The sequence below is a fragment of the Pelosinus sp. sgz500959 genome (assembly GCF_042610375.1).
Classification (GTDB): Bacteria; Bacillota; Negativicutes; order DSM-13327; family DSM-13327; genus CTSoil-075.
In genome coordinates, this window is record NZ_JBGJZL010000006.1 from 246619 (window position 1) to 273093 (window position 26475).

Genomic DNA, 26475 nt, shown 5'->3' on the forward strand with positions numbered 1-26475 from the left:
CACAACCCACCTTATACGTGAATCATGACTCAAATTTTTTTATTAAAATTCGAACGATCACCTAGCTCGTTTTACTTTGAGTTAAATTTACCTAAAATTCGAATTTGCAGTTGCAAATCCTTACGAGCAAGAATATTTTCAAGAGAATTTTGCTGCTTATGATCGACTACTTCAATAACAAATTGATACTCTCCCATTTTTGTTTTCAATGGTCGATCATGAAGACTTTGTACAGCATAGCCCTTTTTCTCTAATTCGCATAACAATTTTACCACGGAATTGATCGAGCCGTTGACGAGTATTGATGCTTTATTTCCTTCACTCGTATGCTTTGCTTTTAATGTAACAATCCAAAAACGAGTTACGTTAGTATTTGTATACTGCAAATCAGTGGCTAAAATATTTAAATTGTACACTTCTGCAGTACGTGATGCTGCAATGGCTGCCATTGAAGTATCTCCTGACTCCGCCACCTTTTTAGCCGCTTCAGCCGTACTCGACACTTCAACAATAGTTGCATCAGGAGTATTGGCTTTCATCCAAGCCTTGCTTTGAGCAATTCCTTGTGGATGAGACATGATTGTTTTGATTTGCGGTATTGTAGCCCCTGGTAAAGCAAGCAAGGTTTGCCGGATTGGTAAATCCACTTCACCAACAACAGTAAAGGAGTCATCTGCTACAACCCCATCAAGATAATTATACACAGGGCCACCAATTGTATTTTCAATGGGTACGACTGCATACTCACATTTTCCTGATTTCAACATGGCTAAAGATTCTGCAACTGTGGATACGGGTGTTATTGTCTCTCCTTGTCCAAAGAATTGAATAGTAGCCTCTTCAGTATAAGTACCTGCTGGTCCCAAATAACCTACATTCGCGAATGCAGTATTTCCTAACAAACTTAAACATATGAGCATTATTACAAGAATAGCATTACGTTTCATCCTTTACCCTCCTAACATTTATCTTCATTTTACTAGACGAGAAATCTTCTTAAAGTCCTCAGTCCCCGCACTATGGCAAAGTTCGAAGAGTATGGATTCCACAGTCGCAAGAATTGCACCTTCATATTCCATGCGTTTTAATGCGATTTCATAGTCTCGCCTGTCACGAGAGCTAATTGCATCGACAACTACAATCGGTGTAAAGCCTAGAGATTTTAAATCAATAACCGTCTGTAATACACAAACATGAGCCTCTATACCCGTAATAATAATATTTTTTCTACCTGTTTTGTCAAATTCGGCGAGTAGCTCTGCTGAACCACAACAACTAAAGGCCATTTTATCATAGTAATGAGAAAAATATACTCCTAGTTCTTCAATCGTATCGCCCAACCCTTTTGGATACTGTCGTGCGGCCATGATAGGAATAGCGAGAGCTTTCATACCTTCGAGCAAGGTAATCACTTTTTTACGAAGAATTTCTTGATTCTCCATATGGGGAAATAGTTTTTCTTGAACATCAATTAATAACAACTGAGACTTTTCTTTTTCAATACGCATATTTTCTTTCCTCTCCCTTTCAACAATCATCACTTTTGACTTTTTGTTGTCATTTCGACAGGCACTCTAAATACTGATCATATAAAAAAAGACTTGGAACCCTAGAAAGTGTTATATTTTCTGATTCCATAAAAAAATCACCTTGAATGTTTATGTTCGCTCTATCACCATAATCTCCTTGCCAAATCCATATAAAATCTACTTTTTTCTTGATTTATACGATAAACTGATTCACTGCATCTTTTAGTTTATTGGACAAATGAGCTAAATTCTGGCTAGAGGAAGCGATTTCTTCTATGGATGCCAATTGCTCTTGTGTAGCCGCTGATACAGTATGAGTCTGATTCGCCGTTTCCTTCGTAATGGTATCAATGGTCTGAACTGAGGAAATGACTCGTTGGCTTCCGACTACTAACTGTTGTAGCGTCGCAGAAATTCCATTAACCTGTGAAGAAACTTCATTAACCTTTTCCTGTATTTCATTAAATGATTGTCCAGCCATAGTAACGACTTGTGTTCCTATGGCAATCTCTTGTGCACCATGATTCATGGCAAGTACAGCTGCTTTCATATCATCTTGAATAATACCAATGATTCCAGCAATCCTTTTGGTCGCTCCTTGAGATTCTTCAGCTAATTTTCGTACTTCTTCCGCTACAACGGCAAAACCTCTACCTTGCTCACCTGCATGGGCAGCTTCAATGGCAGCATTTAATGCCAATAGGTTTGTTTGTCCTGCAATATTTGCAATATCATCTACAATTTGTCCAATTTCAAGTGAGCTATTACTTAGTTTCGTAACAGCTTCACTGACAATTTGAGAAGATTGATTAACTAAAATCATCTGGTTAACAGCTGTTCCAATCGCATGACTGCCATCCTGCGCTACCTGAGATGTCTTATCAGCTACATTGGCTACACGACTTGCATTGACTGCAACTTTCTGTACACTTATCGTAATTTGCTCTACAACGTCGCAAGCTTCATCGGAAGCCTTTGATTGATTTTCTACTCCCTGAGCTACTTCTGTGATCGTAACGGTCACTTGATTCGCCGCTAATGCTGATTGCTCTGCACTATTAGATAAATCTTCAGAAGAAGAAGTAACTTGTAGAGCTGTATCCGATACAACCGAAACAATATTTTTAAGACTTTCTAACATGGTATTGGTAGCAATACCCAATTCCCCAATTTCATCCTTATCGCCAATCTTTATGGGCGCAACAGATAGATCTCCGTGAGCAACTTTTTGTAAGCAGACTACACATTGATGCAACCGAGTCACAATCATTCGTGAAAGTAACCATGCAATCATACCACTCGTCATAATACTAATTAAAAATATAATTCCCATACTCCACTTTGCCGATAATCCAGCTGATTTGCTACTCATCCATTCACGATTCGTCAATTCACTGATTTCTTTACGCAACTTTTTATGAACATGCCCACATGCATCCATATAAATTTTTCCATCTGCTAATCTTGCTTGTGCCAGTTGCAGTTTACCGTTTTTAATAAGGTCAATTTGACTATCAAAGTGTTTATTAATGACTTCAATATTAGGTTTTGTTTCATTTTCTACGATACTTTCCAAGGCAGGATATACAGAATAATATCCTTCTAATTCTTTCATAATATGATCGATATTTTTGCGACTTGCAGCATAGGATTCCAAAAATCGCTCATCGCCGTTACTAGCAATATAGCCACGAACGCCCGCCTCTTCATTGGATAACTCAGTGCCGATTTCCTCAACCATGCGCGCCAATGGCAAAGAATCATTAGCTACTTTATTTGTAGCGTTTTCCATAATTCTTAAATTATAAAAAGCCGCAATTGTAGTTATTAGCATCATAATTAAAATAATACCAAATCCAACTAATATTTTAGAACCAACCTTTGCATTTTTTAACAAACCTTATACCTCCCCCGAAATCACTTTGCGTCATTGATATTTTCTTTAGTAATTATTTTATAATCAATCCACACGTATTTTCCATCAGTGATTTTATATCCTATATTTTCGTTACTCGGCACTTTCCCTTCCGCAAAAACATTCGCAAGATTAAATATAGCTCTTCCTTGATGCACGGCATCGTTTAAAACAGTACCAAGAAGAGTACCTTCGCTAAGTGCCTTTAACGCTGGAGTTGTAGCATCAACACCAACAACAGGTATGTATTTTCCATTTTGAAAATAACCCTTATTTTTCAGAGCATCAATGGCGCCTAGGGCCATATCATCATTATTGGCAATCACACAATCAATTCCATCGCCGTGTGAGGAAAGGAATAGTTCCATTTTTTCCTGACCTTTGATGCGATCCCACATTCCTGTATCTTCTGCTACTTTTTGTACGTGAAAACCAGCATCTTCCATCGCTTTAATCACATATTTTGTCCGCAATTCAGCATCCTGATGCCCTGGTTCACCTTTGAGCATTGCATAACGAATAACACCATTTGCGGTAGGATGAGTTTTAAAATAATTGACTAAGATTTGTCCTTGTAAAGTCCCAGATTGCTCAGCTTTCGCCCCCACATAATAAGCTTTATCCCATTTTTTAAGTTCTTCTAGCAAGGGTTCACGATTAAAAAAAATAACTGGCAAATTATTTTTTTTAACTTTTTCAATGATTTCACCAGCTGCAGTTGAATCAACAAGGTTGATGGCAAGTGAACTTATTTTATTTTGAATCATCAGATCAATTTTTTCATTTTCTACGGTTTGAGAATTATTTCCATTCCAAATATCAACTTTAATTTTCCCTTCAGCAATTTTGTAGATTTCATTTCGCACACATGTCCTCCAGGTATCATCAAATGTGCCAACAATCACACCAATAACTGCTTTCTTTTGTAGCTCTGTTGATGAGAATCCTGAAGAATAGTAAGTTAAAGCCAAAATACCTAAAAAAAACATGACCGTAATGAACAATTTCATATATTTTTTCATTAGCACCCTCCGTAAAAATAAGTTGTTTTGATTTTACTTCTTCGAATTACCCTTCTCATCTCCTCTCATCAGTGATCCTATCATCGACTAGCGCTAATTATTCTTTTAGATATTTGTTGGTTGATTATATCCTCAAAAGAATGATCAATCACTGTAATTGGGCATAAAAAAAACAAGCTCGCAAAGAATTTTTCTTTGTAGCTTGGCAATCGTAACCAATATCGGTCGTAGACCCACTGCTTTGCGTCCTTGCCTTTCGACAAGTTTGCCCTTTTTATCAATTGCTATAGTCAGCTAATCAACATAATTTTAATTAACTTAGTTCTTTATATTCGCTATATCATAACTAAATTCCTTGTAAAATATTACTTATTTCTACTTTAACTGACACTTAACTATATTTCCGCATCTATATGTTCCTTTTTTTTACAATAAGCCTTCATGATTATTCTATCTTTTTGTATCGTCATTTCGATTTTACTAAGATAAAATAACTTAAAACGGCAGCTGTTTCAGCAACAGCAATGGTAACGCCCATAGGAATGGCGGTATGACTTCCAGCGATACCAACAAGAGGTGCCATAAATCCACCAAAAATAAAGGATAAGAGTCCAATAAGAGCTGATGCACTGCCTGCAGCTTTTGCTTGATCCTGCATGGCTAATGAAAAACTACTGGTACCAACAACTCCAACACTCGATACCACAAAAAACAATGGTACTAAAACAGTGTAAAGTCCTCCCCCTATCAAAGTCATAGCAAGCAAGGAAATCCCTCCAAAAAATGCTATGGCAAGACCTACAATCAAAAGCTTACTTTCATGAACCCGCCCTGCTAATCTCCCAGTCACTTGACCAGCGATAATAATGCCAAGACCATTAATACCAAAAAACAAGCTAAACATCTGAGGTGATACATCAAAAATATTTTGCAAAACAAAGGGAGAACCAGAAATATACGCAAACATCGCTGCCATAACGAATCCTTGTGTTAATGCATACCCCATAAAAGATCGATTACCAATTAATTTATGGAAAGTGCGGAAAGTATTGAGAGCGCCCCCTTGGGAACGTCGCTGAATCGGCAAGGTTTCTTTTAACCCAAAGAAGACAGCCACTAGCATAATCATCCCCATGCCTGACAATACTACAAAAATTCCTCGCCAAGATGTGACTTCTAAAACTTGCCCGCCTAAAATGGGAGCAAGGATAGGAGCAACCCCATTCACCAACATCAATAATGAGAAGAACCGTGTCATCTCCGCCCCTGAGTAAAGGTCCCTTACAATGGCTCGCGAAATAACAATACCTGCAGATCCTGCTAGTCCTTGAATAAATCGCATCAGTACGAATGTCCAAATAGTTGGAACAAACACACACAACAAAGAAGAAATCGCATAGCTCAGTAAACCGACTAACAAAGGTCCTCTTCGCCCCCGTACATCACTAATTGGACCTGCAAATAATTGTCCTGATGCAATTCCTAGCAAACATGCTGTCAAACTAAGCTGCGCTAAGGATGTGCTCGAATGTAGATCATTTGCTAAGTTAGGTAAAGCCGGCAAATACATATCAATGGATAAGGGTCCAAAAGAGGCTAACATTCCTAAAAGTAAAGCGATCCATAGGACCGATGATCGAGATTTTTCTTCAGGAGCAATCGTCTCCTCTTGAATAGAACAATTCATACGTTGAAATCAATCCTTTCAAATATAATCGATAGAAATTCAGAAATAATATCAAATAATAAGAGCACTATTTCTCTTCACGACAAATAGTGCTTGCCTTTTCTACTCATTTCTAATAAAAAATCCATCATTTTCTCGTTGTCATTATTGTAATGGGAAGGTAGTCAATCGTCAAGATTAACGTATGACTTTTTCTACCTAAAAAATGGCCTTTGACTTTTATCGCTAATTTTACTACCGTTAAACAACAACCTTATAATACCTAGAGTTTCAGATGGATTCATTTTATCCTCATAGCCCAATTGCCTAAACTCATTCCATACATCTTTTTGTACTTCTTGTGAAATTTCGATTAGTTTGCGAATTTTAGGAATAATCCTATTGATCTCATCGCTATCCATTAATGCAATGATGCTTTTAGCCTTTTCTAAACCAAGTATAACAAGAAAAATTGCTACCTTTTCTATTGCCTTCAACACTAACTACCTCCTTGGAATCAGGGAATATTTTCTTCATTTTTTCTAACAGTATATGATCAATTACAACCTCACTGATCCTTCTATTTTCCTTAGACAATATCTTTATCTTATTTCTCTGAGAAGTTTTATTGTATTTCAAAAATGAAACTGAGTCAAGAAATCCCTGCTCAGTTCACTACGGACTATTTTATTTTTCGGAACAACTAAGATAACATTTTTAAGTTAAATATGTACATAATATCTCAATAGCGAAAGTTTATGTACAGTGACTGTTGACATTTGTATGTATTCATTTTATAATCTTGATAATAATATATTTCAACAGTAATGATGGAAGAAAGTAATTTTGTGTTTTTCACGCAGAGAGCTAGTGTCTGGTGTAAACTAGTTGAAAATGCAGAATGAAGTTCCTTCCTAAACTGCGGACTGAACATTACAGTAGGTCTTGCCGTATTTGTCTACGTTACAGACTATAAGTAGATCTTATGATCAATAATAGGGTGGTACCGCGGCAATTCGCCCCTTGTAGGTACCATCTTTAGTTTTTTTCATAGGATTTAAATTGGGTGGTACCACGGTCACTATCGTCCCTCTTCTGAGGGACGTTTTTTCTTTTATAGTGAGTATAAAAGAACATCGACAAATTTTTTTATTATTTAAGGAGGTTCACATGAATATTCCGTTTCTCATCGTATGCACATACATCGCTCTACTTTTTTTAATCAGTTATTTTGCCCAACGTCGCTCTGCTGGTAATGCTGCAAACTACATCCTAGCAGGTCGACAACTTAGCACCCCGCTCATTACTGTATCGATTGTAGGACTTGCTGTTGGCGGAGCTTCAACAATTGGCGTGGCTGAACAGGCCTATAAAGTTGGTCTTTCCGCAGGTTGGTATACAACAGCCTGGGGGATCGGAGCCATTGTGATGGGGCTGCTTGTTGCTAAAAGATATCGCGAACTCAACATAACCACCGTACCAGAATTGCTGGGAAGACATTATGATAAAAAAGGTATGATAGCTGGAATCTCATGCCAAATTTTGATTCAACTTGTCGTTATGTCACTTCAGTATATTGCAGGCGGTAGTATACTCAGTGCGTTAATGCCCGAAATATTCACTTTAACTTCAGGTATGCTGACTAGCGCCGCAGTATTTATTGGCGTCACTTTGATTGGTGGCATGTGGTCAGCTAGTTTATCCAATCTTTTAAATGTTTCTCTAAAATATATTGGTATTATTTTGGCTACAATTATTAGCGTTTCACAAGCTGGGGGAATCGAAAAGATCCAAGGTCAGCTCCCCGCTAACAATGTACCTTATCTTAGTTTCTTTGACGGCGTTGGCGTTATCGGTATTTTTACCTGGATCATCGTATTAGTCACTGTCAACTTATCACTGCAAAGTATTATTCAAATTTCCTTAGGAGCCAAAGATATTCAAGCAGCTCGTCGCGGCTTTATCATCGGTGGGTTGATGATGCTGCCGATTGGTTTTGTCAGCGCATTACTTGGCGTCATTGCTAAAACTATGTTTCCCGATGTAAGCCCTGCAATGGCTCTACCTATGACAATCATGTCATTAAATCCTGTTCTAGCAGGAATTACTCTCGCCGCCTTATGGGCCGCAGATGTATCGACGGCCTGTAATTTACTCCTTAGCTCAGCAACTTTATTTTCCCAAGATATTTATAAAAAATTTATGAATCCTAACGTAAGCGATAAAAAATTTCTCATTGTCACAAAAGGATCCGTATTCTTTCTTGGATTATTCACTTTATTATTAGCTATGACGATCAGTGGCATTATCAGTACTCTAATGATTGGTCTCAGTTTGACTGCCTCCTTTAGCATCATTGTACTCTTTACCCTATTTGCTCCAGGACTTTGCCGCAAAAATGCTGCTTTTTACACGATTTTGACAGGTGTCATTGTTCTAATTTTATGGCAGACAGTCCCAGCAACTCATATTTTTCCTCATGTGATCTACCTTGAATGGTTAGCCTGCACCGCAACTTTCTTATTAACCTATCTAATCGATCCAAAACCAATCATGGTTGCAGATTCCATAAAAACAGCATTTTCAAAAGTACAGTAAGCTGAATTGAATTTGGTAGAGGATTATTTTTCCATAGACAATTCCCTATTCGATTATTCGAAACCTAAAATTAACTGTATCATCAACCAAAAAAGAACATGCGAGACATCTTATCTTGTGTCTGCATGTTCTTTTTTGGTTGTTCTAACCACTCCCTAAATCCCCAAAAGATCAAGAGTTTTCCGATCAGTTATACCAGTAGCTTTAAGTCCTTTATCATGTTGAAAGCGCTTTAAGGCTACCTCTGTATCATTGTTAAAAAAACCATCAGCTCGCCCTTCTAGATAACCTAAGCCCCTTAGCTTTCTTTGCAATTGGACCACATCTTGCCCTATCGTCTCCCGCTTAAGCTCACGATGAATGGGAGATATCTCACCTTCAATACGTACTGGAGTCCCCACTGGCACCCATTCAAACAGTTCTTCAATGTCTTTGTTACGTAAGCGAATGCATCCTTGACTAATAAAGTGACCAATACTCCATGGGCGATTAGTACCGTGAATCCCATATCCACCCCAAGGTACATCAATACCAAGAAAACGCGTGCCTAACAAATCAGCAGATCGATGAGCCTTCCAGATGACTCTCCAGTCGCCAATGGGCGTAGGCGTCTCGCTCTGTCCTACAGCAATGCGATATTGTTTATATACTTTTCCGTCATTATGCAGCTCTAAAATCCGAGCTGGAACCTTAATGACTATGGATATACTGCCTGTAGGCGCTTTCTCTACTTGATTAGGAATTGCCGCTAATTCTAATTCATCCCAGTATTCATAACCTATAATACTGATAAAGAGACTCATCATAATGATTGATGTAATTGTAAAATACAACCTAGACTTTTTCATACTAATCCACTCCATCTGTTCACATCCTTGCCTGCCATCCATTCATTGTCACAATGTATGCACGATCAAGTTAGAATATCCCAGAAATAGCTGATGAAAATGTCCGTACTTAAAATCTTCTATGCTATTAGCTCAATTCTTCTGAACATTTTCTCTGACTAACACTGCTTCTTTCTTAAAGTGGCTTAAAAATACTATGATCCCAAGAATCATAAATAAACTTCCAGTAAATACAAAGACAGGTCTAATGCCAATCCAAGAGCTAATCATCCCACCAACTAGCGGCCCTACCATGGAACCAAGTTGATTTGCTGTAGTGGTGAGACCAAAAACACGTCCCTGAGAACTTCGGTCAGTACACCCTACTACAATACTATTGATGGTGGGAAACACACCAACTATAAATAATCCCCAACAAAATTGCAAAAAGGCGAATTGATAAAGATCGTCCACAAGAAATTGCCCAAGATTAAATATACTTGCACCACTAAAAGCGATGATCAATATTTTGCGAAAGCCCCTCTGTTGGCCTAATTTCCCCCATGTGGGAGCAGCAATTGCACCAGCGATACCTGCCAGACTATACACAATTCCTGCTGTTAAAACAGCCCCTTCTATCGTCCCTTGTAATTTTGCAACATAAAGGGTAATAAGAGGTTGCAGCATCATGGTCGCCATCTGAACGGTAAAAAGCAGTAGTAACATCTGCACTAGCTTACGATTACTAAATGCCATTTTTAGATCATCAATCATGCTACCATCACCTGAAGAATGAGATTTTTCTGGTTCTGTGACAAGTAATCGAACTGCAATGGTGCCTATAAATATGACAATACTTGCAATAACAAAAGACAAACGCATCCCAAAAAAATGAGATAACCCTCCTCCTAATAAGGGACCTAAAATTCCACCAATTAATAATGCGGCCTGCATAAATCCGAGACTAGAGCCCATTTTTTCTTTCGGTGTGGACGATGCAACAACAGCCATGGAAGCGGGAACAAAGCCATTAGCAAAACCTTGAAGAATTCTTACAATCAATAATTCAATTGGATTTCTAACTAAGGCCCCTAAAAAATATACGATTGCCAAGCTAAAACCAGCTCGCATGATCATACGACGCTTACCCGTCTTATCTGCACATCGTCCCCAGTAAGGTGCCATTAATGCACCAACCAAAAAAGTCACAGAAAATATAAGACCAGACCACATCGTTACATCATCATGACTGACCCCCATATCAAGAAGATACAATGGTAAAAATGGAATGACCATTGTATAACTTGCACCTGACAACATGACCGCAAAGGATAATGTCCAAAGATTTTTACGCCAATTTAACATTTAACCTCTCCATATCAAAAAAATTTTATCTTTATTTTGATAATTCAACCTTATCTTTTAAGCCTGGAGTAACAACGACTTTACCATCAGTCGTTACAAATATCCCTTCGACACCAGGAAACTTTTTCAATACTTCCATACTTTTTTCCAAACCCAAAACGATAAAACCTGAACTAGCAATATCACCAGTAGTATATACATCCGCATCCTTGTAAACCAAAGTGACACTCGCTATTTCAATTGGTTGTCTACCAGTTTTAGGATTTAGTATATGAGCATAGCGCACCCCATTCTTAATGAAAAAACGCTGATAATCACCAGATGTTTGCACTGTGTTCCAAGGATCTAAAGTAACTTTCGCAATCACTCCCTCAGAATTTCGAGGATCCTGTACGCCAATCCTCCAAGGATTACCATCTGGTTTTGTTCCGATTACCTGAATATCTCCACCGGCATTCAGTAAAGCCGATTTAATGCCATAAGATTTTAATATTTCTATCCCTTTATTAAGGGCATAATCTTTTGCAACACCACCCAAATCTAGTTTCATACCGACCTTGGGCAAATATACAGTCCCATTGTTTGCATTCACTTGAATCATTCGATAATCAACAAGAGGTAATACCCCATTGATTTCTTCTTGAGTCGGTACAAATTCTTCTTTATGACCGATACCCCATAGTTCGGTAAGAGAACCAATCGATATATCAAATGCACCATCCATTTTTTTAGATATCTCTATAGAATAATTGATCATTTTAATCAGATCAGGACTAACCTCGACCGGAGAAATTCCAGCCATTTGATTTATTTTCGATATCTGACTCTCTGGATTATATTTGTCACTTATTTCCTGAATGCGTTTAAATTCATCAAAAGCTGCCTTAACTGCACTTTCATTATTTGATCCATAAGCAGTTATTTCAATGATCGTATCCATTAAAAATTGAGTTTCTTTATAAGGTTTAGGCGATAGAAAACTCATAGGTGAACATCCGATAATAGAAAAAGCCACAATAAAAATTAGTACAACACTTACTAAACTTCGTAATTTTTTCACACTTATTGCTCCTTATATAAATCATAGAGACACGGGGACGGCAAGCTGGGTGAATACTTTTGTGAGGATTTTATTTCCCCAACTTTTCAACCTTTACGTTAAACTATAACCCCCATTCCAGATACGTCTTTTTAAACGCGTCCGAAAGGGGGGTTATAATTTATATACCAAAACAGATCGTTTTGTTCAATCTTTTTCGTTAATGTTCAACCTTTTTTACAACGCTGCAAGAATATGAGCGTTCCACTGGTTACCTATTCAACTGTTACACTTTTTGCCAAATTGCGTGGCTTATCGACGTCGCAGCCTCTAGTCACAGCAGCGTAGTATGATAATAGCTGCAATGGAATGACTGCAAGGATTGGTGCCAAGAATTTGTCGGCAGCTGGGATGAAAATGGTATGATCCACATATTTTTTAATCTGGTCATCACCTTGTTGCGCTATGCCGATAACGACTGCATCACGAGCTTTGACTTCTTTGATATTGCTCAGAGTTTTTTCGTATACATCATGCTGAGTTGCTAGAGCAATGACAGGTACGCCTTCAGTGATGAGAGCAAGTGTACCATGTTTTAATTCACCAGCAGCATACGCTTCAGCATGGATATAGGAAATTTCTTTTAGTTTAAGTGCGCCTTCAAGGGCTACAGCATAGTCTAAAGAACGACCAATGAAAAATACGTCTTCGTTAAAGCCATATTGTTGAGCAAAAGTTTTGATCGGCTCAACATCTTCTAATATTTCATGAATTTGAGCTGGTACATTACGTAGACCAGAAATGAGTTCTTGACTGCGCTCAGCAGTAATCGTTTCACGTAATCCTGCCATGTAGATAGCGAGCATTGCCATGCTAATGAGCTGAGTCGTATATGCTTTAGTAGAAGCTACAGCAATTTCTGGACCAGCCCAAGTGTATACTACTTGGTCTGCTTCACGAGAAATAGAAGAACCTACTACATTGGTAATCGCCATTGTTTTAGCACCAAGTCTCTTGGCTTCTTTGAGTGCTGCCAAGGTATCAAGTGTTTCACCAGATTGACTGATAACAATTGCTAGGGTATTTTCATCAACTAGAGGAGAACGATAACGGAATTCAGAAGCCACATCGACTTCAACCGGAATACGCGCTAAGCTCTCAATATAATATTTACCTACAATACCCGCATGATATGCTGTACCGCAAGCAACGATCATTACTTTTGTGATGGCGGCCATTTCACCTTTGCTCCATTTAAGTTCTTCAAAGGTTACATGGCTATTATCTTTCGCCAAACGACTTGTCATGGTTTCACGAACAGCTTTTGGCTGCTCATAGATTTCTTTACTCATGAAATGCTCATAGCCGCCTTTTTCAGCTGCTTCAGCATCCCAATGAACTTCAAATACTTTTTTCGTGATAGGTACACCTTGACGATTAGTCACCCATACAGAATCTTTTGTAACAACGGCCATTTCACCATCACTCAAAATATAGGTTCTGCGTGTATGATTGATAATAGCTGGAATGTCAGATGCAATAAAATTTTCACCTTCACCTAGACCAATAACTAACGGATTATCTTGCTTGGTGCAGATAATTTTGCCAGGTTCAAATTTAGTCATAAATACCAATGCATAAGAACCTGAAATATCATCTAATACTTTTTTGACAGCGACTTCAAAATCCCCATCATAGTGTTCTTCTAAGAGATGGGCTACGACTTCTGTATCTGTCTCTGATGTAAAGATGTGACCTTTAGCAATGAGTTGTTCTTTAAGGTACATATAATTTTCAATAATACCATTATGAACAACAACAAAATTACCTGTGCAATCACTATGAGGATGAGAATTGACATCTGATGGACGTCCATGGGTAGCCCAACGTGTATGTCCAATTCCTAAACTCCCCTGGAGTTGATGCTTATCAAGTTTTTTTTCTAAATTTGCAAGGCGGCCGATGGTTTTTTCAATGGTAATTTGATTACCATCGTGTACAGCAATCCCCGCTGAGTCATAACCACGATATTCAAGTTTACTTAACCCATCAATTAAAAACGTTGAGGCCTGTTTAGGGCCAATATATCCAACAATACCACACATATGGTAATTCCCCCTAATTTTACTCTATCATTTAGATTAACGATTCATTTTTTTCTGCTCTAGACGTTTTGTCCTACAAGTCACCTTGTAGTTTTGTCGCTATCTATCGGTTGCAGAAGTCACCGAGAGGCATCCGCTGATCAATTCGATAAACCTCTCCCTCGTCTACTTGTCATCAATCAACAAGTTCCAGCGCTTAGTATATACTGTATGTTAAAATCGCATTCTCTATCCATATCTCACCCCCATTTTATACTATACATATGCAAAGGAGCACCACTGTGCTCCTTTGCCTTCTTATTGTAATATAATCAAGGACTTTGGTCAACTCATCCTTGTTCTCTTTTAACGATATTTGCAATGTTGTTAACAATTGTCTCAAGTGTAGGCATATCAGGTCCTTCAGCCATCACTCGAATCAGTTGTTCTGTACCTGAAGGACGAACAAGAATGCGCCCCTCTTCACCTAGTTCTTTTTCACCTTGAGCGATGGCATTTGTAATAGCCTCATTTTCTTCCCAACCATTTTTACTCATTACACGTACATTAACCAATAACTGAGGATAGCGAGTCATCACAGCTGCTAGCTCTGACATTTTCTTTCCACTTTTCTTTAAAGCGGCAATGACTTGTAGGGCTGTGAGCACCCCATCCCCTGTAGTGCTATGTTCCGCAAAAATAACATGACCAGACTGTTCTCCACCAAGCATAAATGATTTTTCTAGCATAAGTTCGAGAACATAACGATCACCAACTGCTGCTACTTCTACGCGGCCGCCCGCTTTTTTGATGGCTTGATAAAGACCAATATTACTCATAACAGTGGCAACCAAAGTATTGTCTTTTAATTTATTTTGTTTTAGACGATCTAAGGCACAAATGACCATCATCTGATCACCATCAATTATGTTGCCTTGTTCATCAACAACGAGGCAGCGATCGGCATCCCCATCATGAGCAATACCAAAATCAGCTTTATGTAAGATAACAGTTTCTTGTAATTGTTCCATATGAGTCGAACCACAGTGATCATTAATATTAATGCCTGTCGGCTTATTGTTGATGACGATAACCTCGGCACCGAGACGTTTGTAAACAACAGGTGCTACTTCATAAGATGCACCATGAGCACAGTCAACTACCAGTTTGAGACCTGAAAAATCAACATCCACAGTCTTAACTAAATAATCGATATATTGCTTTACCAAATCATGATGATGGTCAATCGTACCGATTTTTCCATCAATAGGACGCTCCATTTCTTCTTGGTAACTAATAACAAGTTCTTCTAGTTCAGCTTCCACTGCATCAGAAAGTTTGTACCCTGAACCAGCAAAAAACTTAATACCATTATCTGGGTATGGATTATGGGATGCTGAGATGACTACACCTGCCTGAGCATTGAGCTTACCTGCTAGGTAGGCTACGGCTGGTGTTGGCACTACACCGAGTAAGATCGCCTGTCCACCCGCAGAACAAATTCCTGAAGCCAAAGAAGCTTCTAGCATTTGTCCAGAGATTCGAGTATCACGACCAATGGCAATCACAGGTTTCTCATGATCCCTGCCAAAATATGTCGTAGCTGCCCACCCTAGCTTAAAAGCCAGTTCTGGTGTTAGTTCTTTATTGGCTACCCCACGTACTCCATCTGTTCCAAAAAATTTACCCATAATCTATTTCTATACCCCTTTCACTTGGCGATTGTAAAATCGCTCTACGCCTTATATTGTTTTTATAATTGCAATCGCAGAATTAAGACCATCAAGAGCTGCACTCATAATACCACCTGCATAACCTGCACCTTCCCCAATGGGATAGAATCCTTGTACATTGACTGACATATACTCATGATTACGCTTAATGCGTACAGGTGCAGAGGTTCTCGTTTCTACCCCTGTCATAATGGCATCAGGATGGGCAAAACCTTTGATTTTACGGTCAAAATCAGGTAATGCCTCAGCGAGCGTATCGGTGACAAAGTCAGGCAAACACTGGCGCAAATCAGCAGTGCACACCCCTGGCCGATAACTAGGTTTTGTCTGGAAAGCCGTACTACCCACTTTATTTGCTAGAAAATCACCGACAGTCTGCAGTGGAGCATGGTAGTTATTTCCTCCATATTTAAAGGCAAGTTGTTCATATTTACGTTGAAAGTCAATACCAGCAAGTACATCACTGCCAAAATCCTCAGGATTGACATTCACCACCAAAGCGCTGTTACTGACCCCTGAGGCTCGATTATACAGACTCATACCATTAGTGACCACTCCACCGATTTCAGAAGCAGCAGCCACAACTAAGCCCCCTGGACACATACAGAAAGAATAGGCAGTGCGCCGCGTTTCCTTTGCATGATACACCAGACTATAGTCAGCTGCAGACAAATTAGGATGACTAGCTGAGATGCCGTATTGGGATTGATCGATCAACTCTTGTGGATGCTCAATACGCACCCCTATAGCAAAGGGTTTCGCCTCCATATCAATCCCACGATTGTATAGCATCGTATACGTATCACGGGCGCTATGACCAATGGCGAATAAAGCGATTGAACAAGGAATGTATCGATTGTCATTGACAGTGACCCCTTTTATTTTCCCATTTTCAATAGTAACATCTGTCACTTTAGCTTCAAATTCGACTTGACCACCCAGTTCTATAATTTGCTCTCTGATCTTTTTCACAACACCACGAAGTTTATCTGTACCAATATGCGGTTTATGCAGATACATAATTTCAGGTGGCGCACCAGCTTTTACAAAAAGATCTAATACGTGATGCATAAGAGGATCATTGACACGAGTGGTTAATTTTCCATCAGAAAAAGTACCAGCTCCGCCTTCACCAAACTGTACATTGGATGTTTCATCAAATTCTCCTGTATTCCAAAACTTAGCTATATCTTGCGTACGTTTTTCTACATCCCGCCCCCGTTCCAAAACTAAGGGCCGATAACCATGTTGAGCCAAAGTCAGAGCTGCCAGCATCCCTGCTGGGCCTAGTCCAATCACGACGGGTCGATCTTCCAGTTTGATTTCTCTTGGGGTGATTTTCACGGACTCCTGTTCCTTGATGATCGTTACATCCTTATCACCTCGGAGAGAAGATAATAACTGGCCTTCTGGCACAGTTGTCTTCACGTCAAGTGAATAAACAAAGCTGATGTTATTTTTCCGACGTGCATCAAGTGCCTTACGTATAATCACCACCCCAAGCACAGCTTGAGGTGGTATTCTAAGCCTTTTAGCGGCTAAATTATGAATGGATGTATTATCATTGAGAGATACCCGCATGTTTATGACTCGTAACAACTATTTTTCGCTCCTTCATTCTTTATTGTCCTTGCTTTCCGATACTTAGCGCTACACTGACACTATTTTTACTACTGGCTATACCATCTTTTAATTGTAGTTTTACTTCTAGTACTATATCTTTCTCAATTCCTGTCAAATTAATGGGTTCCGTGTAGATAAAATCAGTTTTTGCAATGGCAGCTGATTCACCGCTAATTTCAACCTTTTCAGGTTTTATATTGATTTGATTAAGTACTACACCTTTTGCCAGTATACCGATCACATTTGGTTTTACATCAACGATTTTCTTACTCATCATCGGTGTAATAGCCACGCTAATGGATGCATTTCCTGGAGCCATAGTTAATCCTTCTACTGCTTTGTCCTTATCATCAACAATGGTAAGAGGTACATTTACAGTAAAATCCTTATTTTGATTTGATACATCAACAGTCGCTACAGCTTTGGTAACCCGATTGAGTAATTCACTAGGGCCTTTGACAGTTATATTAGGCAAACTATAGGTGATTTTTTCTATAGCACCACCTTCAGAAGGAGTACCAACTACTTTAGCCTCAATCGGTATCTGGCGACTGGTAATGGTATCGAGTTGAAAATTAATTTTCTCAGGGCTTACTTCAACGAGTTCCATATTGGCCGGAATAGCAGTATTTACTTTAAGAGTATTGGGTCCATCGGATAATCCCCGAAGGTCAACATATGATTTTATATCATTATGGGTTAGCCCAATCACAATTGTCCGCGGCCCTCGTACTTTTACACGTACATATTCTGGAATCCCAGAAGCCATAGCCGAAGTGGAAAGATTTCTCACTTCAAGAGGAACTTCCATATTTGTTTCTACTGGTGGATTTTGTTCATTCATCACATATACCCATAGGATAATAGCCATAATGAGGGCAATTATTTTAGCAGTGAGGTTTTTTTTCGGAAGTCTCTCCATTATAAATGTTGCCTCCAGTTTAAGATATTACCCAAAGGATGAGCTTTATTAGCAAACAGTGGGCGTAATTTATCTTTCAGTAGGTTCGCATCAAGATCACGTACTAATCGACCACTGCGGGCAAGAGAAATAATGCCTGTTTCTTCACTGACCACTACGATCGCTGCATCGGTTTGTTCCGCAAGACCAATGGCGGCACGATGACGTGTACCTAGTTCTTTCTTCAGACTACGGTCTTCTGTTAAAGGCAATAAACACCCTGCTGCCATAATCCGATTACCTCTGAGAATAACAGCTCCATCATGAAGTGGTGTATTAGGAATAAAAATGTTAATTAAAAATTCATTGGATACAAGACCATCCACTTTAATACCTGTCTCAATGTAATCATTAAGACCAGTCTCTCGTTCTAACACAATGAGTGCACCAATTTTGTTTTTTGCTAAAACTGCCACAGCTTTAGCTAACTCATCTAAAAGATTTTCTTGCTCTTCTTCATTTAAAAATACACTCTTTTTAAATAATCCACCTCTGCCTAATTGCTCAAGTGCCCGTCTAAGTTCAGGCTGAAATACCACTGGCAGAGCAACGAGTACGACAGTCATGGTTTTCTGTAGTAACCAATAAATAACATTAAGCCCTAGCCATTTGCTGATGACTGTAGCAATCAGCATGACAATTAACCCCTTTAATAGCGCTAAGGCTCTCGTATCTTTAATCATGACGTATAGCTTATAAAGGACAAAAGCTACAATGACCATATCAAAGATGTCGAGTAAGCTAATCGTTGAAATGATTGCATTAATTTGCGGCATACTACACCAAACTCCTCACCATAAATAAATTATAAATAAATACTAATTTATTCTACCCAATATCAAGCAAAACCTTTATTATTTCTCATAAACAATTAAAAAAAATAATACCTCTTGCAAATGATATGCAAGAGGTACTATTTTTTATGATTTTACAATTTTGTAACTTCTTCCACCCAACCAAATGTATCTTCCACTGTTCCATATTGTATACCCGTTACAGTGTCAAATAATTTTTGTGCAAATTCACCTGTTTTGTTATTATTAATGATGATTTTTTTGCCTTTCCAAGATAATTCACCAACTGGAGAAATAACGGCCGCTGTACCTGTACCAAATACTTCTTCCAACTGTCCTTGTTCATGGGCAGCAAATATTTCATCAATGGAAATCCGACGTTCAGATACTTTTAGTCCCCAAGACTTAGCCAATTCTAATACAGTTCTTCTCGTCATTCCGCCTAATATACTGCCAACTAATTCAGGGGTGATGATTTCACCATTAATCTTGAAGAATATATTCATGGTTCCTACTTCTTCAACATACTTACGTTCAACAGCATCAAGCCATAATACTTGGGCAAACCCTTCTTTTTTGGCTTCGACTTGAGCTTTTAAACTCATAGCATAATTAGCTGGAGTTTTAGCTTCCCCAAGGCCACCAAGAGTAGCGCGAACATACTTATCTTCAACTTTAATGCTGACAGGATCAAATCCTGCTGCATAGTAGGCGCCAACTGGTGATAAGATGATAAATAATTTATATGTATCAGATACTTTTACACCAACATAAGGATCAGTAGCAATAATGAGTGGTCTAATATATAAGGCCGTTCCAACTGTCGATGGAACCCATTTTTTATCAATTTCAATGACTTTTTTTAGGCCTTCCGCCACTACATCAACATCAATGCGTGGTATACACAAGGCATCAGCGGAACGATTGAATCGTTCAAGATAATCTTGGGGACGAAATACAACAACCCGATCATCAGCAGTTCGGAATGCTTTAATACCTTCAAAGATAGCTTGTCCATAGTGAAGAACCATTGCAGCTGGAAATACGCAAAATTCATTATAAGGAGCAATTCGAGGATTATTCCAACCATTTTGAGGGTCATAATCCATAATAAACATATGGTCTGTAAAATGTTCGCCAAACCCTAAATGTTCCTCAGGTGGCATGATCCCTACTCCATCTTTCTTTACAACTTTAATTTCAGTCATGTCAGCGCCTCCTTGTTATTTAAGAAAAGACTTGGCTTGTGCCAAGTCCTTAGACGTAGGCCAAAGCCTTAGTCGTTCTTACTTGAAACCAAGAAAATATTATATTTTCTTGGTTCCGTAAAAAAGCTTTGTATTCAATATATTGTACCACAATTTAGAGGTATTATATATTGCTTTTTGTAAACATGTCAAGTACAGCTTGCTGTTTTGTTAAAATTTGTTCCGCCATTGTAAATTCTTGCTGTACGCCGGTGGACGAAGTTCCACCATAGGAATTACGAGCATCTACACAAGTTTCTACTTTGATTGCCTCTAAAATATCGGCTTCAAACAAAGGTGAGAATTCTTTAAACTCGATGAGAGATAAATCCATTAACCATTTGTTTGCTCCGAGACAGTACGCTACACATTTGCCAACGACTTCGTGAGCTTGACGGAAAGGTAAACCTTTTTTCACCAAATAATCCGCCATATCTGTCGCATTGGAAAAATCATTGCGCACTGCCGCGCCCATAACCTTTTCATTGACTTTCATGCCTCTGAGCATAGAAGCGTAGACAGTTAGACTAAATTTTAAGGTATCGATAGTATCAAACATTCCCTCTTTGTCTTCTTGCAAATCTTTATTATAAGCCAATGGCAATCCTTTTGCAGTGGTTAAAAGTCCCATCAAATGTCCAAATACCCGTCCTGTTTTGCCCCGAACAAGTTCAGCTACATCTGGATTTTTTTTCTGGGGCATAATGCTAGAACCAGTACAATGACCATCATCGAGCTCAATAAAGGAAAACTCCGTAGAAGACCAGAGAATAATTTCCTCACTAATACGACTTAAATGCATCATCATAATGGAAGAGCAAGATAAGAATTCTAAAATATAATCCCGATCACTGACTGCATCCATACTATTTTCATACACTTGACTGAAACCCAGTTCATTGGCTACGAAATGCCGATCAATGGGAAAAGTCGTACCGGCAAGAGCACCTGCCCCAAGAGGCATCATATCAGCGCCTTCCCATACGCCCTGCAAACGACGAAAATCACGAGCTAGCATAAAAAAGTATGCCATCATATGATGAGCAAACAAAATCGGCTGAGCACGTTGAAGATGAGTGTACCCTGGCATAATAACAGTCTTGTACTTATCTGCGACTTCGACAATTGCTTGTTGAAGTTCACTCAGTAATGTACCAATGGTGACAATTTCTCTTTTTAGATACATATGAGTATCTAAAGCCACTTGATCATTACGACTACGGGCAGTATGTAGTTTGCCACCAACTGCTCCGATGCGATCCGTTAAGCGTTTTTCGATATTCATATGAATATCCTCAAGGGCTACTTCAAAACTGAAATTTCCAGCTTCAATATCAGCTAGGATACTCTTGAGACCTTCAATAATGGTATTGGCTTCATCCGTTCCAATAATTTTGCATTTTGCTAGCATAGTCGCATGAGCAATGCTGCCTGCAATATCCTCAGCATACATACGTTGGTCAAAGGAAATGGAGGAGGTAAACTCCTCCACCATTACATCTGTATTTTTGGCAAATCTACCGCCCCACAATTTACTCATTATTTATTCGCCTCTTTCATCATTAACGCACGAACTTTTAATGGAAGTCCAAAGAGGTTGATAAATCCTTCAGCATCTTGTTGGTTATAGACTTCATCACGACCAAAAGTAACAAACCCTTCATGGTACAGTGAATAAGGTGATTTAGTACCTGCACTAATAATATTACCTTTATATAATTTGATACGCACAGTACCAGTTACTGTTTGTTGTGTACTATCAACAAATGCATCTAAGGCATCTTTTAGAGGTGAGAACCACATTCCATCATATACAAGTTCTGCATAGCGAATTCCCACTTGTTCTTTATAATGCATAGTCGCGCGATCTAACGTCAATAATTCTAATTCGCGATGAGCATAATATAAAATAGCTCCGCCTGGATTTTCATAAATACCACGAGACTTCATACCAACGAGACGGTTTTCTACCATATCGGTAATCCCTACACCATGTTCAGCACCAAGAATATTGAGTTTTTCTAATAAGGCAACAGCTTCTAGTTTTTCACCATCAATAGCAACTGGAAGGCCTTTTTCAAAATCAATATTCACATAGGCAGCTTGATCTGGTGCCATTTCTGGAGTGCGAGTCACCATATAAACATCATCAAGTGGTGCATTCGCTGGATCTTCTAGGTCTGCCCCTTCATGGCTTAAATGCCAAATGTTACGATCCATGCTGTATGGACGGGATTTAGCTACTGGAATTGGAATATTGTGTTTTTCTGCATAATCAAAAGCATCTTCACGTGAACGAATATCCCACAGTCTCCAAGGAGCAATCACTTTAAGATGAGGAGCAAGTGCTTTAACAGTGAGTTCAAAGCGTACTTGGTCATTCCCTTTACCTGTTGCACCGTGGGCAATGGCATCAGCCCCTTCGAGTTCAGCAATTCTAACTAAGGCTTTTGCAATGACTGGTCTTGCAAAAGAAGTACCTAATAAGTATTTTCCTTCATAAACAGCACCAGCTTTTAAGGTTGGCCAAATGTAATCTTCAACAAATTCTTTTGTTAGATCTTCAATATATACTTTGCTTGCGCCGGATTTGATCGCTTTATCATACACAGGTGCTAATTCATCACCTTGTCCTACATCAGCACACATGGCAATAACTTCACAATTGTAATTTTCTTTTAACCACGGAATAATAACGGAAGTATCTAGGCCCCCAGAGTAAGCCAGTACAACTTTTTTAATTTCACTCATTTTTATAATCCCCCTTGCATTTTCCTATTTAGGCATTTGAAAAAATAACTCGTCAAAGATGGCTCTTTATTTTTTTGAAGATGCCTCACTACCCATTAATAATACCATAATTGCTTTTTGTATGTGAAGGCGATTTTCAGCTTGATCAAAAACAGCTGACTGTTTGCTCTCCATTACCTCGTCTGTAATTTCTTCTCCACGATGAGCTGGTAAGCAATGTAATACCATGGCATCAGATTTAGCTACATCCATCACTTTTTGATTAATTTGATAACCAGCAAAAGCGATTTTTCGAATGTTTTGTTCTGTTTCTCTTCCCATACTGGCCCATACATCTGTGTAGAGTACATCGGCATCTTGCGCGGCAATTAAAGGGTCATTGCTCAGAGTAATTTTACTGCCAGTGACTTTAGCAACTTCTAATGATTCATTAATAATAGCTGCATCAGGCTCATAGCCCTTTGGCGTAGCGATGGCAATGTCCATCCCCACTTTCGCACACGCTTGCACCAGTGAATGTACCATATTATTACCATCACCAATGTAGGCCATTTTTAATCCTTGTAATTTTCCTTTATACTCCATGACGGTAAAGATATCTGTTAACGCCTGGCATGGATGCATCATTTCTGTCAGAGCGTTAATCACAGGTATACTTGCATACTTGGCCATCTCAATGACTTCATCATGAGAAGATGTACGAATCATAATACCATCTACATAACGTGATAATACCCTCGCCGTATCTTTGACAGGTTCACCGCGACCAATTTGCATGTCATTAGCATTTAAAAATAATGCTGAACCACCTAATTGCCACATACCAACTTCAAAAGATACGCGAGTCCGGGTGGATGATTTTTGAAAAATCATCCCCAACGTTTTCCCTTTTAATAAATGGTGCTGTTCGCCATTTTTAAGCTGGGCTTTCAGCGTTGTAGCCAAATCAAGTATTTGATTGACGTCATTCGTTGACAAATCATGAATTGATAGTAAATCTTTCACCTCTAGCCCCATAGTAAAAACCCCCATAATGAATTCTATCTTTTATATTTTCGACAGTACTTGATCGAGTACTGCTACCATTTCATCCACATGAACGGGCTTAATAATGAGTGGTGGCACAAACCTCAGTACATCACCTGCTGTACAATTAATAATAAGCCCTTTTTCTAAGCAAGAATTTACAATATCCCGCCCTTGAATAGTCAATTGAACGCCAACGATCAGACCTTTACCTCTCACTTCTGTAATCAGTTCAGGATATTTTTCTTTCAGCGTTGCCAAAGATTGGAGTAAATAGGCACCCGTTTCTTTGACATTAGCAAGTAATCCTGCTTCTTCAATCTCTGTCAATACAGCATTAGCTGCTGCAGAGGCCAATGGATTACCACCAAAAGTTGAACCATGGTCACCGCTTGAGAAAGCCGCAGCCACTTTGTTACTGGCAATGAAAGCACCGATCGGTACACCACCACCGAGCCCTTTAGCAAGGGTCACAATATCAGGGGTGACACCATAATGCTGATAGGCAAACATAGTACCAATGCGTCCCATACCTGTTTGAATTTCATCAAAAATCAGTAAGGCGCCTGTTTCATCACATAATTGGCGTACTTGCTTCAGATAATTTTCATCAGGCATATTAATTCCACCTTCTCCTTGAATCGGTTCAAGAAGAATCGCGCAGGTTTTCTCCGATGTAGCAGCTTTGAGTGCTTCAATGTCATTGTAATCTACATGGCGAAACCCTGCTGGCAATGGTTCATAACCATTATAGTATTTACCTGTAGCTGCCAAAGTTGCTAACGTACGTCCATGAAAGCAATGATTTGCAGCAATAATTTCTACTCGATCTGGGTTTAACTTTTTGCCATATTTCCGTGCTAATTTAATAGCTCCTTCATTAGCTTCGGCCCCACTGTTAGCAATAAAAACTTTATCAAGACCACTAACAGCCGCCAACCTTTTAACGAGTCGCGCCTGAACTTCAGTGTAATATAAATTTGAACAATGAATCATTTTTCCAGCTTGTTCAGCAATGGCTGACACTAAACGAGGATGAGCATGACCCAAAAGATTAACAGCAATGCCTGCCAAAAAGTCTAAATATTTTTTACCTTCTTGATCATAAGCGTAAGGACCTTCGCCATGAGAAAGTACTATATTATAACGAGCAAAGACGGGCATATAATACTCGTCAATCATGTCAACTACTTCTTGTTTATTCATATTGATTCCTCCGTTTATCCATTCTTACGAAGCCCACTTCGATGAGTATGATGTTAGCATCCCGATGCTAAGGCCGCGACTCACGAAAATCTTTTAGCAAAGATTTTCGTTCAGCAGGGATATGATGTTAGCATCCCGATGCTAAGGTCGCAACTCACAAAAATCTTTTAGCAAAGATTTTGGTTCGCTGCTTCATTTCACGACCTGTGTACCAATACCTTGAGCGGTGAATATTTCTAACAAGATAGAATGGGGCTGACGTCCATCAATAATATGAGTTTTGCCTGTACCGCCCTCAAGAGCCTTAATGCAGGTCTCTACCTTAGGAATCATTCCACCCCCGATAGTACCATCTTTAATCATTTGCTGGGCGTCAGCGAGGGATAGGGTGGAAATAAAGCTACTTTTATCATTATAGTCTCGGTAGATCCCCTCAACATCCGTGAGCATGATCAATTTTTCAGCTCCAAGAGCACCTGCGACTTCACCAGCTACATAATCTGCATTAATGTTGTAGCTTTCGTTTTCTCGGCCCACGCCAATAGGGGCAATCACTGGAGTATAACCACGATCAAGAAGTGCATTTAAAATATCGGCGTTAATATGTTCAACATCACCAACAAAACCAATATCAACGGTATTGACTTGCCCATTTTCATGAACTTCAGCAAAATGTTTTTTAGCAATAATGAGATCAGCATCTTTTCCACTGAGCCCCACAGCCTTAGCACCATGCCGATTCAGTAAGCTTACTATTTCTGTATTAATTTTTCCGACAAGTACCATTTCTGCTATTGATACAGTCTCAGCATCTGTCACTCTGAGTCCGCTGACAAAAGTCGTCTCTTTGCCAAGCTGTTTTAAAGTCTTAGTAATTTCTGGACCACCCCCGTGTACAACCACAGGACGCATCCCCACATATTTTAAAAGAGTAATATCTTGAATCACACTCTGCTTTAGCTCGTTATTAACCATGGCATTGCCGCCATATTTAATGACAACAGTCTTACCAGCAAACTGTTGCATGTAAGGCAGTGTTTCAATGAGCACTGCTGCAGTTTCCAATGGATTGGTCACTTTATTACCGCC

The 26475-nt window shown here is 39.0% G+C and carries 21 protein-coding genes, 1 riboswitch and 1 other annotated feature; of the genes, 1 reads left to right on the forward strand and 20 read right to left on the reverse strand.

Annotated elements, in window-relative coordinates; translation table 11 throughout:
* Nucleotides 1–71 precede the first annotated feature (71 nt).
* From pheA to ACAN52_RS11730, 6 genes are all read right to left on the reverse strand, one after another.
* Entirely contained in the window at nucleotides 72–947 is an 876-nt protein-coding gene (gene pheA / locus ACAN52_RS11705; RefSeq protein WP_378954960.1) for a prephenate dehydratase, read from the reverse strand.
* A gap of 24 nt (nucleotides 948–971) precedes the next feature.
* Nucleotides 972–1508: a hydrolase gene (locus tag ACAN52_RS11710; protein ID WP_378954961.1), complete on the reverse strand. Its 537-nt coding sequence runs from the start codon at nucleotides 1506–1508 to the stop codon at nucleotides 972–974.
* 214 nt (nucleotides 1509–1722) lie between these two features.
* Complete coding sequence (locus ACAN52_RS11715; protein WP_378954962.1) at nucleotides 1723–3426, reverse strand: methyl-accepting chemotaxis protein; 1704 nt, start codon at nucleotides 3424–3426, stop codon at nucleotides 1723–1725.
* A gap of 20 nt (nucleotides 3427–3446) precedes the next feature.
* The gene (locus ACAN52_RS11720) at nucleotides 3447–4466 is read right to left on the reverse strand and encodes a galactose ABC transporter substrate-binding protein (RefSeq protein ID WP_378954963.1); all 1020 of its coding nucleotides are present in this window, start codon (nucleotides 4464–4466) and stop codon (nucleotides 3447–3449) included.
* Between the two features lie 193 nt (nucleotides 4467–4659).
* Nucleotides 4660–4746: riboswitch (cyclic di-GMP riboswitch) on the reverse strand.
* A 186-nt stretch (nucleotides 4747–4932) separates the two neighbouring features.
* Entirely contained in the window at nucleotides 4933–6153 is a 1221-nt protein-coding gene (locus tag ACAN52_RS11725) for a multidrug effflux MFS transporter (protein WP_378954964.1), read from the reverse strand.
* Nucleotides 6154–6347: 194 nt separating this feature from the next.
* A complete protein-coding gene (locus tag ACAN52_RS11730) occupies nucleotides 6348–6629 on the reverse strand; it encodes a hypothetical protein (protein ID WP_378954965.1) in 282 nt (93 codons plus the stop codon).
* A 321-nt stretch (nucleotides 6630–6950) separates the two neighbouring features.
* Nucleotides 6951–7159 (forward strand) — a binding site (T-box leader).
* A 143-nt stretch (nucleotides 7160–7302) separates the two neighbouring features.
* Between ACAN52_RS11730 and ACAN52_RS11735 the strand changes: the two genes are divergently transcribed.
* Complete coding sequence (locus ACAN52_RS11735) at nucleotides 7303–8730, forward strand: sodium:solute symporter family protein (protein ID WP_378954966.1); 1428 nt, start codon at nucleotides 7303–7305, stop codon at nucleotides 8728–8730.
* A gap of 155 nt (nucleotides 8731–8885) precedes the next feature.
* Here ACAN52_RS11735 and ACAN52_RS11740 read toward each other — a convergent pair whose 3' ends face one another.
* The 14 genes from ACAN52_RS11740 to argB form a co-directional block, all read right to left on the reverse strand.
* Nucleotides 8886–9536 carry a L,D-transpeptidase family protein gene (locus ACAN52_RS11740; RefSeq protein WP_378955059.1) on the reverse strand — a complete coding sequence of 217 codons (651 nt, stop codon included), beginning with the start codon at nucleotides 9534–9536 and terminating at the stop codon, nucleotides 8886–8888.
* A gap of 174 nt (nucleotides 9537–9710) precedes the next feature.
* Nucleotides 9711–10922 carry an MFS transporter gene (locus ACAN52_RS11745; protein WP_378954967.1) on the reverse strand — a complete coding sequence of 404 codons (1212 nt, stop codon included), beginning with the start codon at nucleotides 10920–10922 and terminating at the stop codon, nucleotides 9711–9713.
* A gap of 31 nt (nucleotides 10923–10953) precedes the next feature.
* On the reverse strand, nucleotides 10954–11982 hold the full coding sequence (locus ACAN52_RS11750) for an FAD:protein FMN transferase (RefSeq protein ID WP_378954968.1): 1029 nt from the start codon (nucleotides 11980–11982) through the stop codon (nucleotides 10954–10956).
* 254 nt (nucleotides 11983–12236) lie between these two features.
* Complete coding sequence (glmS, locus tag ACAN52_RS11755; RefSeq protein ID WP_378954969.1) at nucleotides 12237–14066, reverse strand: glutamine--fructose-6-phosphate transaminase (isomerizing); 1830 nt, start codon at nucleotides 14064–14066, stop codon at nucleotides 12237–12239.
* Nucleotides 14067–14395: 329 nt separating this feature from the next.
* Entirely contained in the window at nucleotides 14396–15736 is a 1341-nt protein-coding gene (gene glmM, locus ACAN52_RS11760; RefSeq protein WP_378954970.1) for a phosphoglucosamine mutase, read from the reverse strand.
* Nucleotides 15737–15787: 51 nt separating this feature from the next.
* Nucleotides 15788–17377, reverse strand: coding sequence for an NAD(P)/FAD-dependent oxidoreductase (locus ACAN52_RS11765; RefSeq protein WP_378954971.1), 1590 nt, complete (start codon nucleotides 17375–17377; stop codon nucleotides 15788–15790).
* 22 nt (nucleotides 17378–17399) lie between these two features.
* Nucleotides 17400–18323 carry a YbbR-like domain-containing protein gene (locus ACAN52_RS11770; RefSeq protein WP_378954972.1) on the reverse strand — a complete coding sequence of 308 codons (924 nt, stop codon included), beginning with the start codon at nucleotides 18321–18323 and terminating at the stop codon, nucleotides 17400–17402.
* Nucleotides 18323–19138: a diadenylate cyclase CdaA gene (cdaA, locus tag ACAN52_RS11775; protein WP_378954973.1), complete on the reverse strand. Its 816-nt coding sequence runs from the start codon at nucleotides 19136–19138 to the stop codon at nucleotides 18323–18325. Before cdaA ends, ACAN52_RS11770 begins: the two co-directional genes overlap by 1 nt.
* 152 nt (nucleotides 19139–19290) lie before the next feature.
* The gene (locus ACAN52_RS11780) at nucleotides 19291–20364 is read right to left on the reverse strand and encodes a branched-chain amino acid aminotransferase (protein WP_378954974.1); all 1074 of its coding nucleotides are present in this window, start codon (nucleotides 20362–20364) and stop codon (nucleotides 19291–19293) included.
* Nucleotides 20365–20527: 163 nt separating this feature from the next.
* The gene (argH, locus tag ACAN52_RS11785; protein WP_378954975.1) at nucleotides 20528–21943 is read right to left on the reverse strand and encodes an argininosuccinate lyase; all 1416 of its coding nucleotides are present in this window, start codon (nucleotides 21941–21943) and stop codon (nucleotides 20528–20530) included.
* Nucleotides 21943–23154, reverse strand: coding sequence for an argininosuccinate synthase (locus ACAN52_RS11790; protein ID WP_378954977.1), 1212 nt, complete (start codon nucleotides 23152–23154; stop codon nucleotides 21943–21945). The genes argH and ACAN52_RS11790 overlap by 1 nt, the downstream gene beginning before the upstream one ends.
* 66 nt (nucleotides 23155–23220) lie before the next feature.
* Entirely contained in the window at nucleotides 23221–24171 is a 951-nt protein-coding gene (gene argF / locus ACAN52_RS11795; RefSeq protein ID WP_378954978.1) for an ornithine carbamoyltransferase, read from the reverse strand.
* A gap of 30 nt (nucleotides 24172–24201) precedes the next feature.
* Nucleotides 24202–25386, reverse strand: coding sequence for an acetylornithine transaminase (locus tag ACAN52_RS11800; RefSeq protein ID WP_378954979.1), 1185 nt, complete (start codon nucleotides 25384–25386; stop codon nucleotides 24202–24204).
* Nucleotides 25387–25578: 192 nt separating this feature from the next.
* Entirely contained in the window at nucleotides 25579–26463 is an 885-nt protein-coding gene (gene argB, locus ACAN52_RS11805) for an acetylglutamate kinase (protein WP_378954980.1), read from the reverse strand.
* Between the last annotated feature and the right edge of the window lie 12 nt (nucleotides 26464–26475).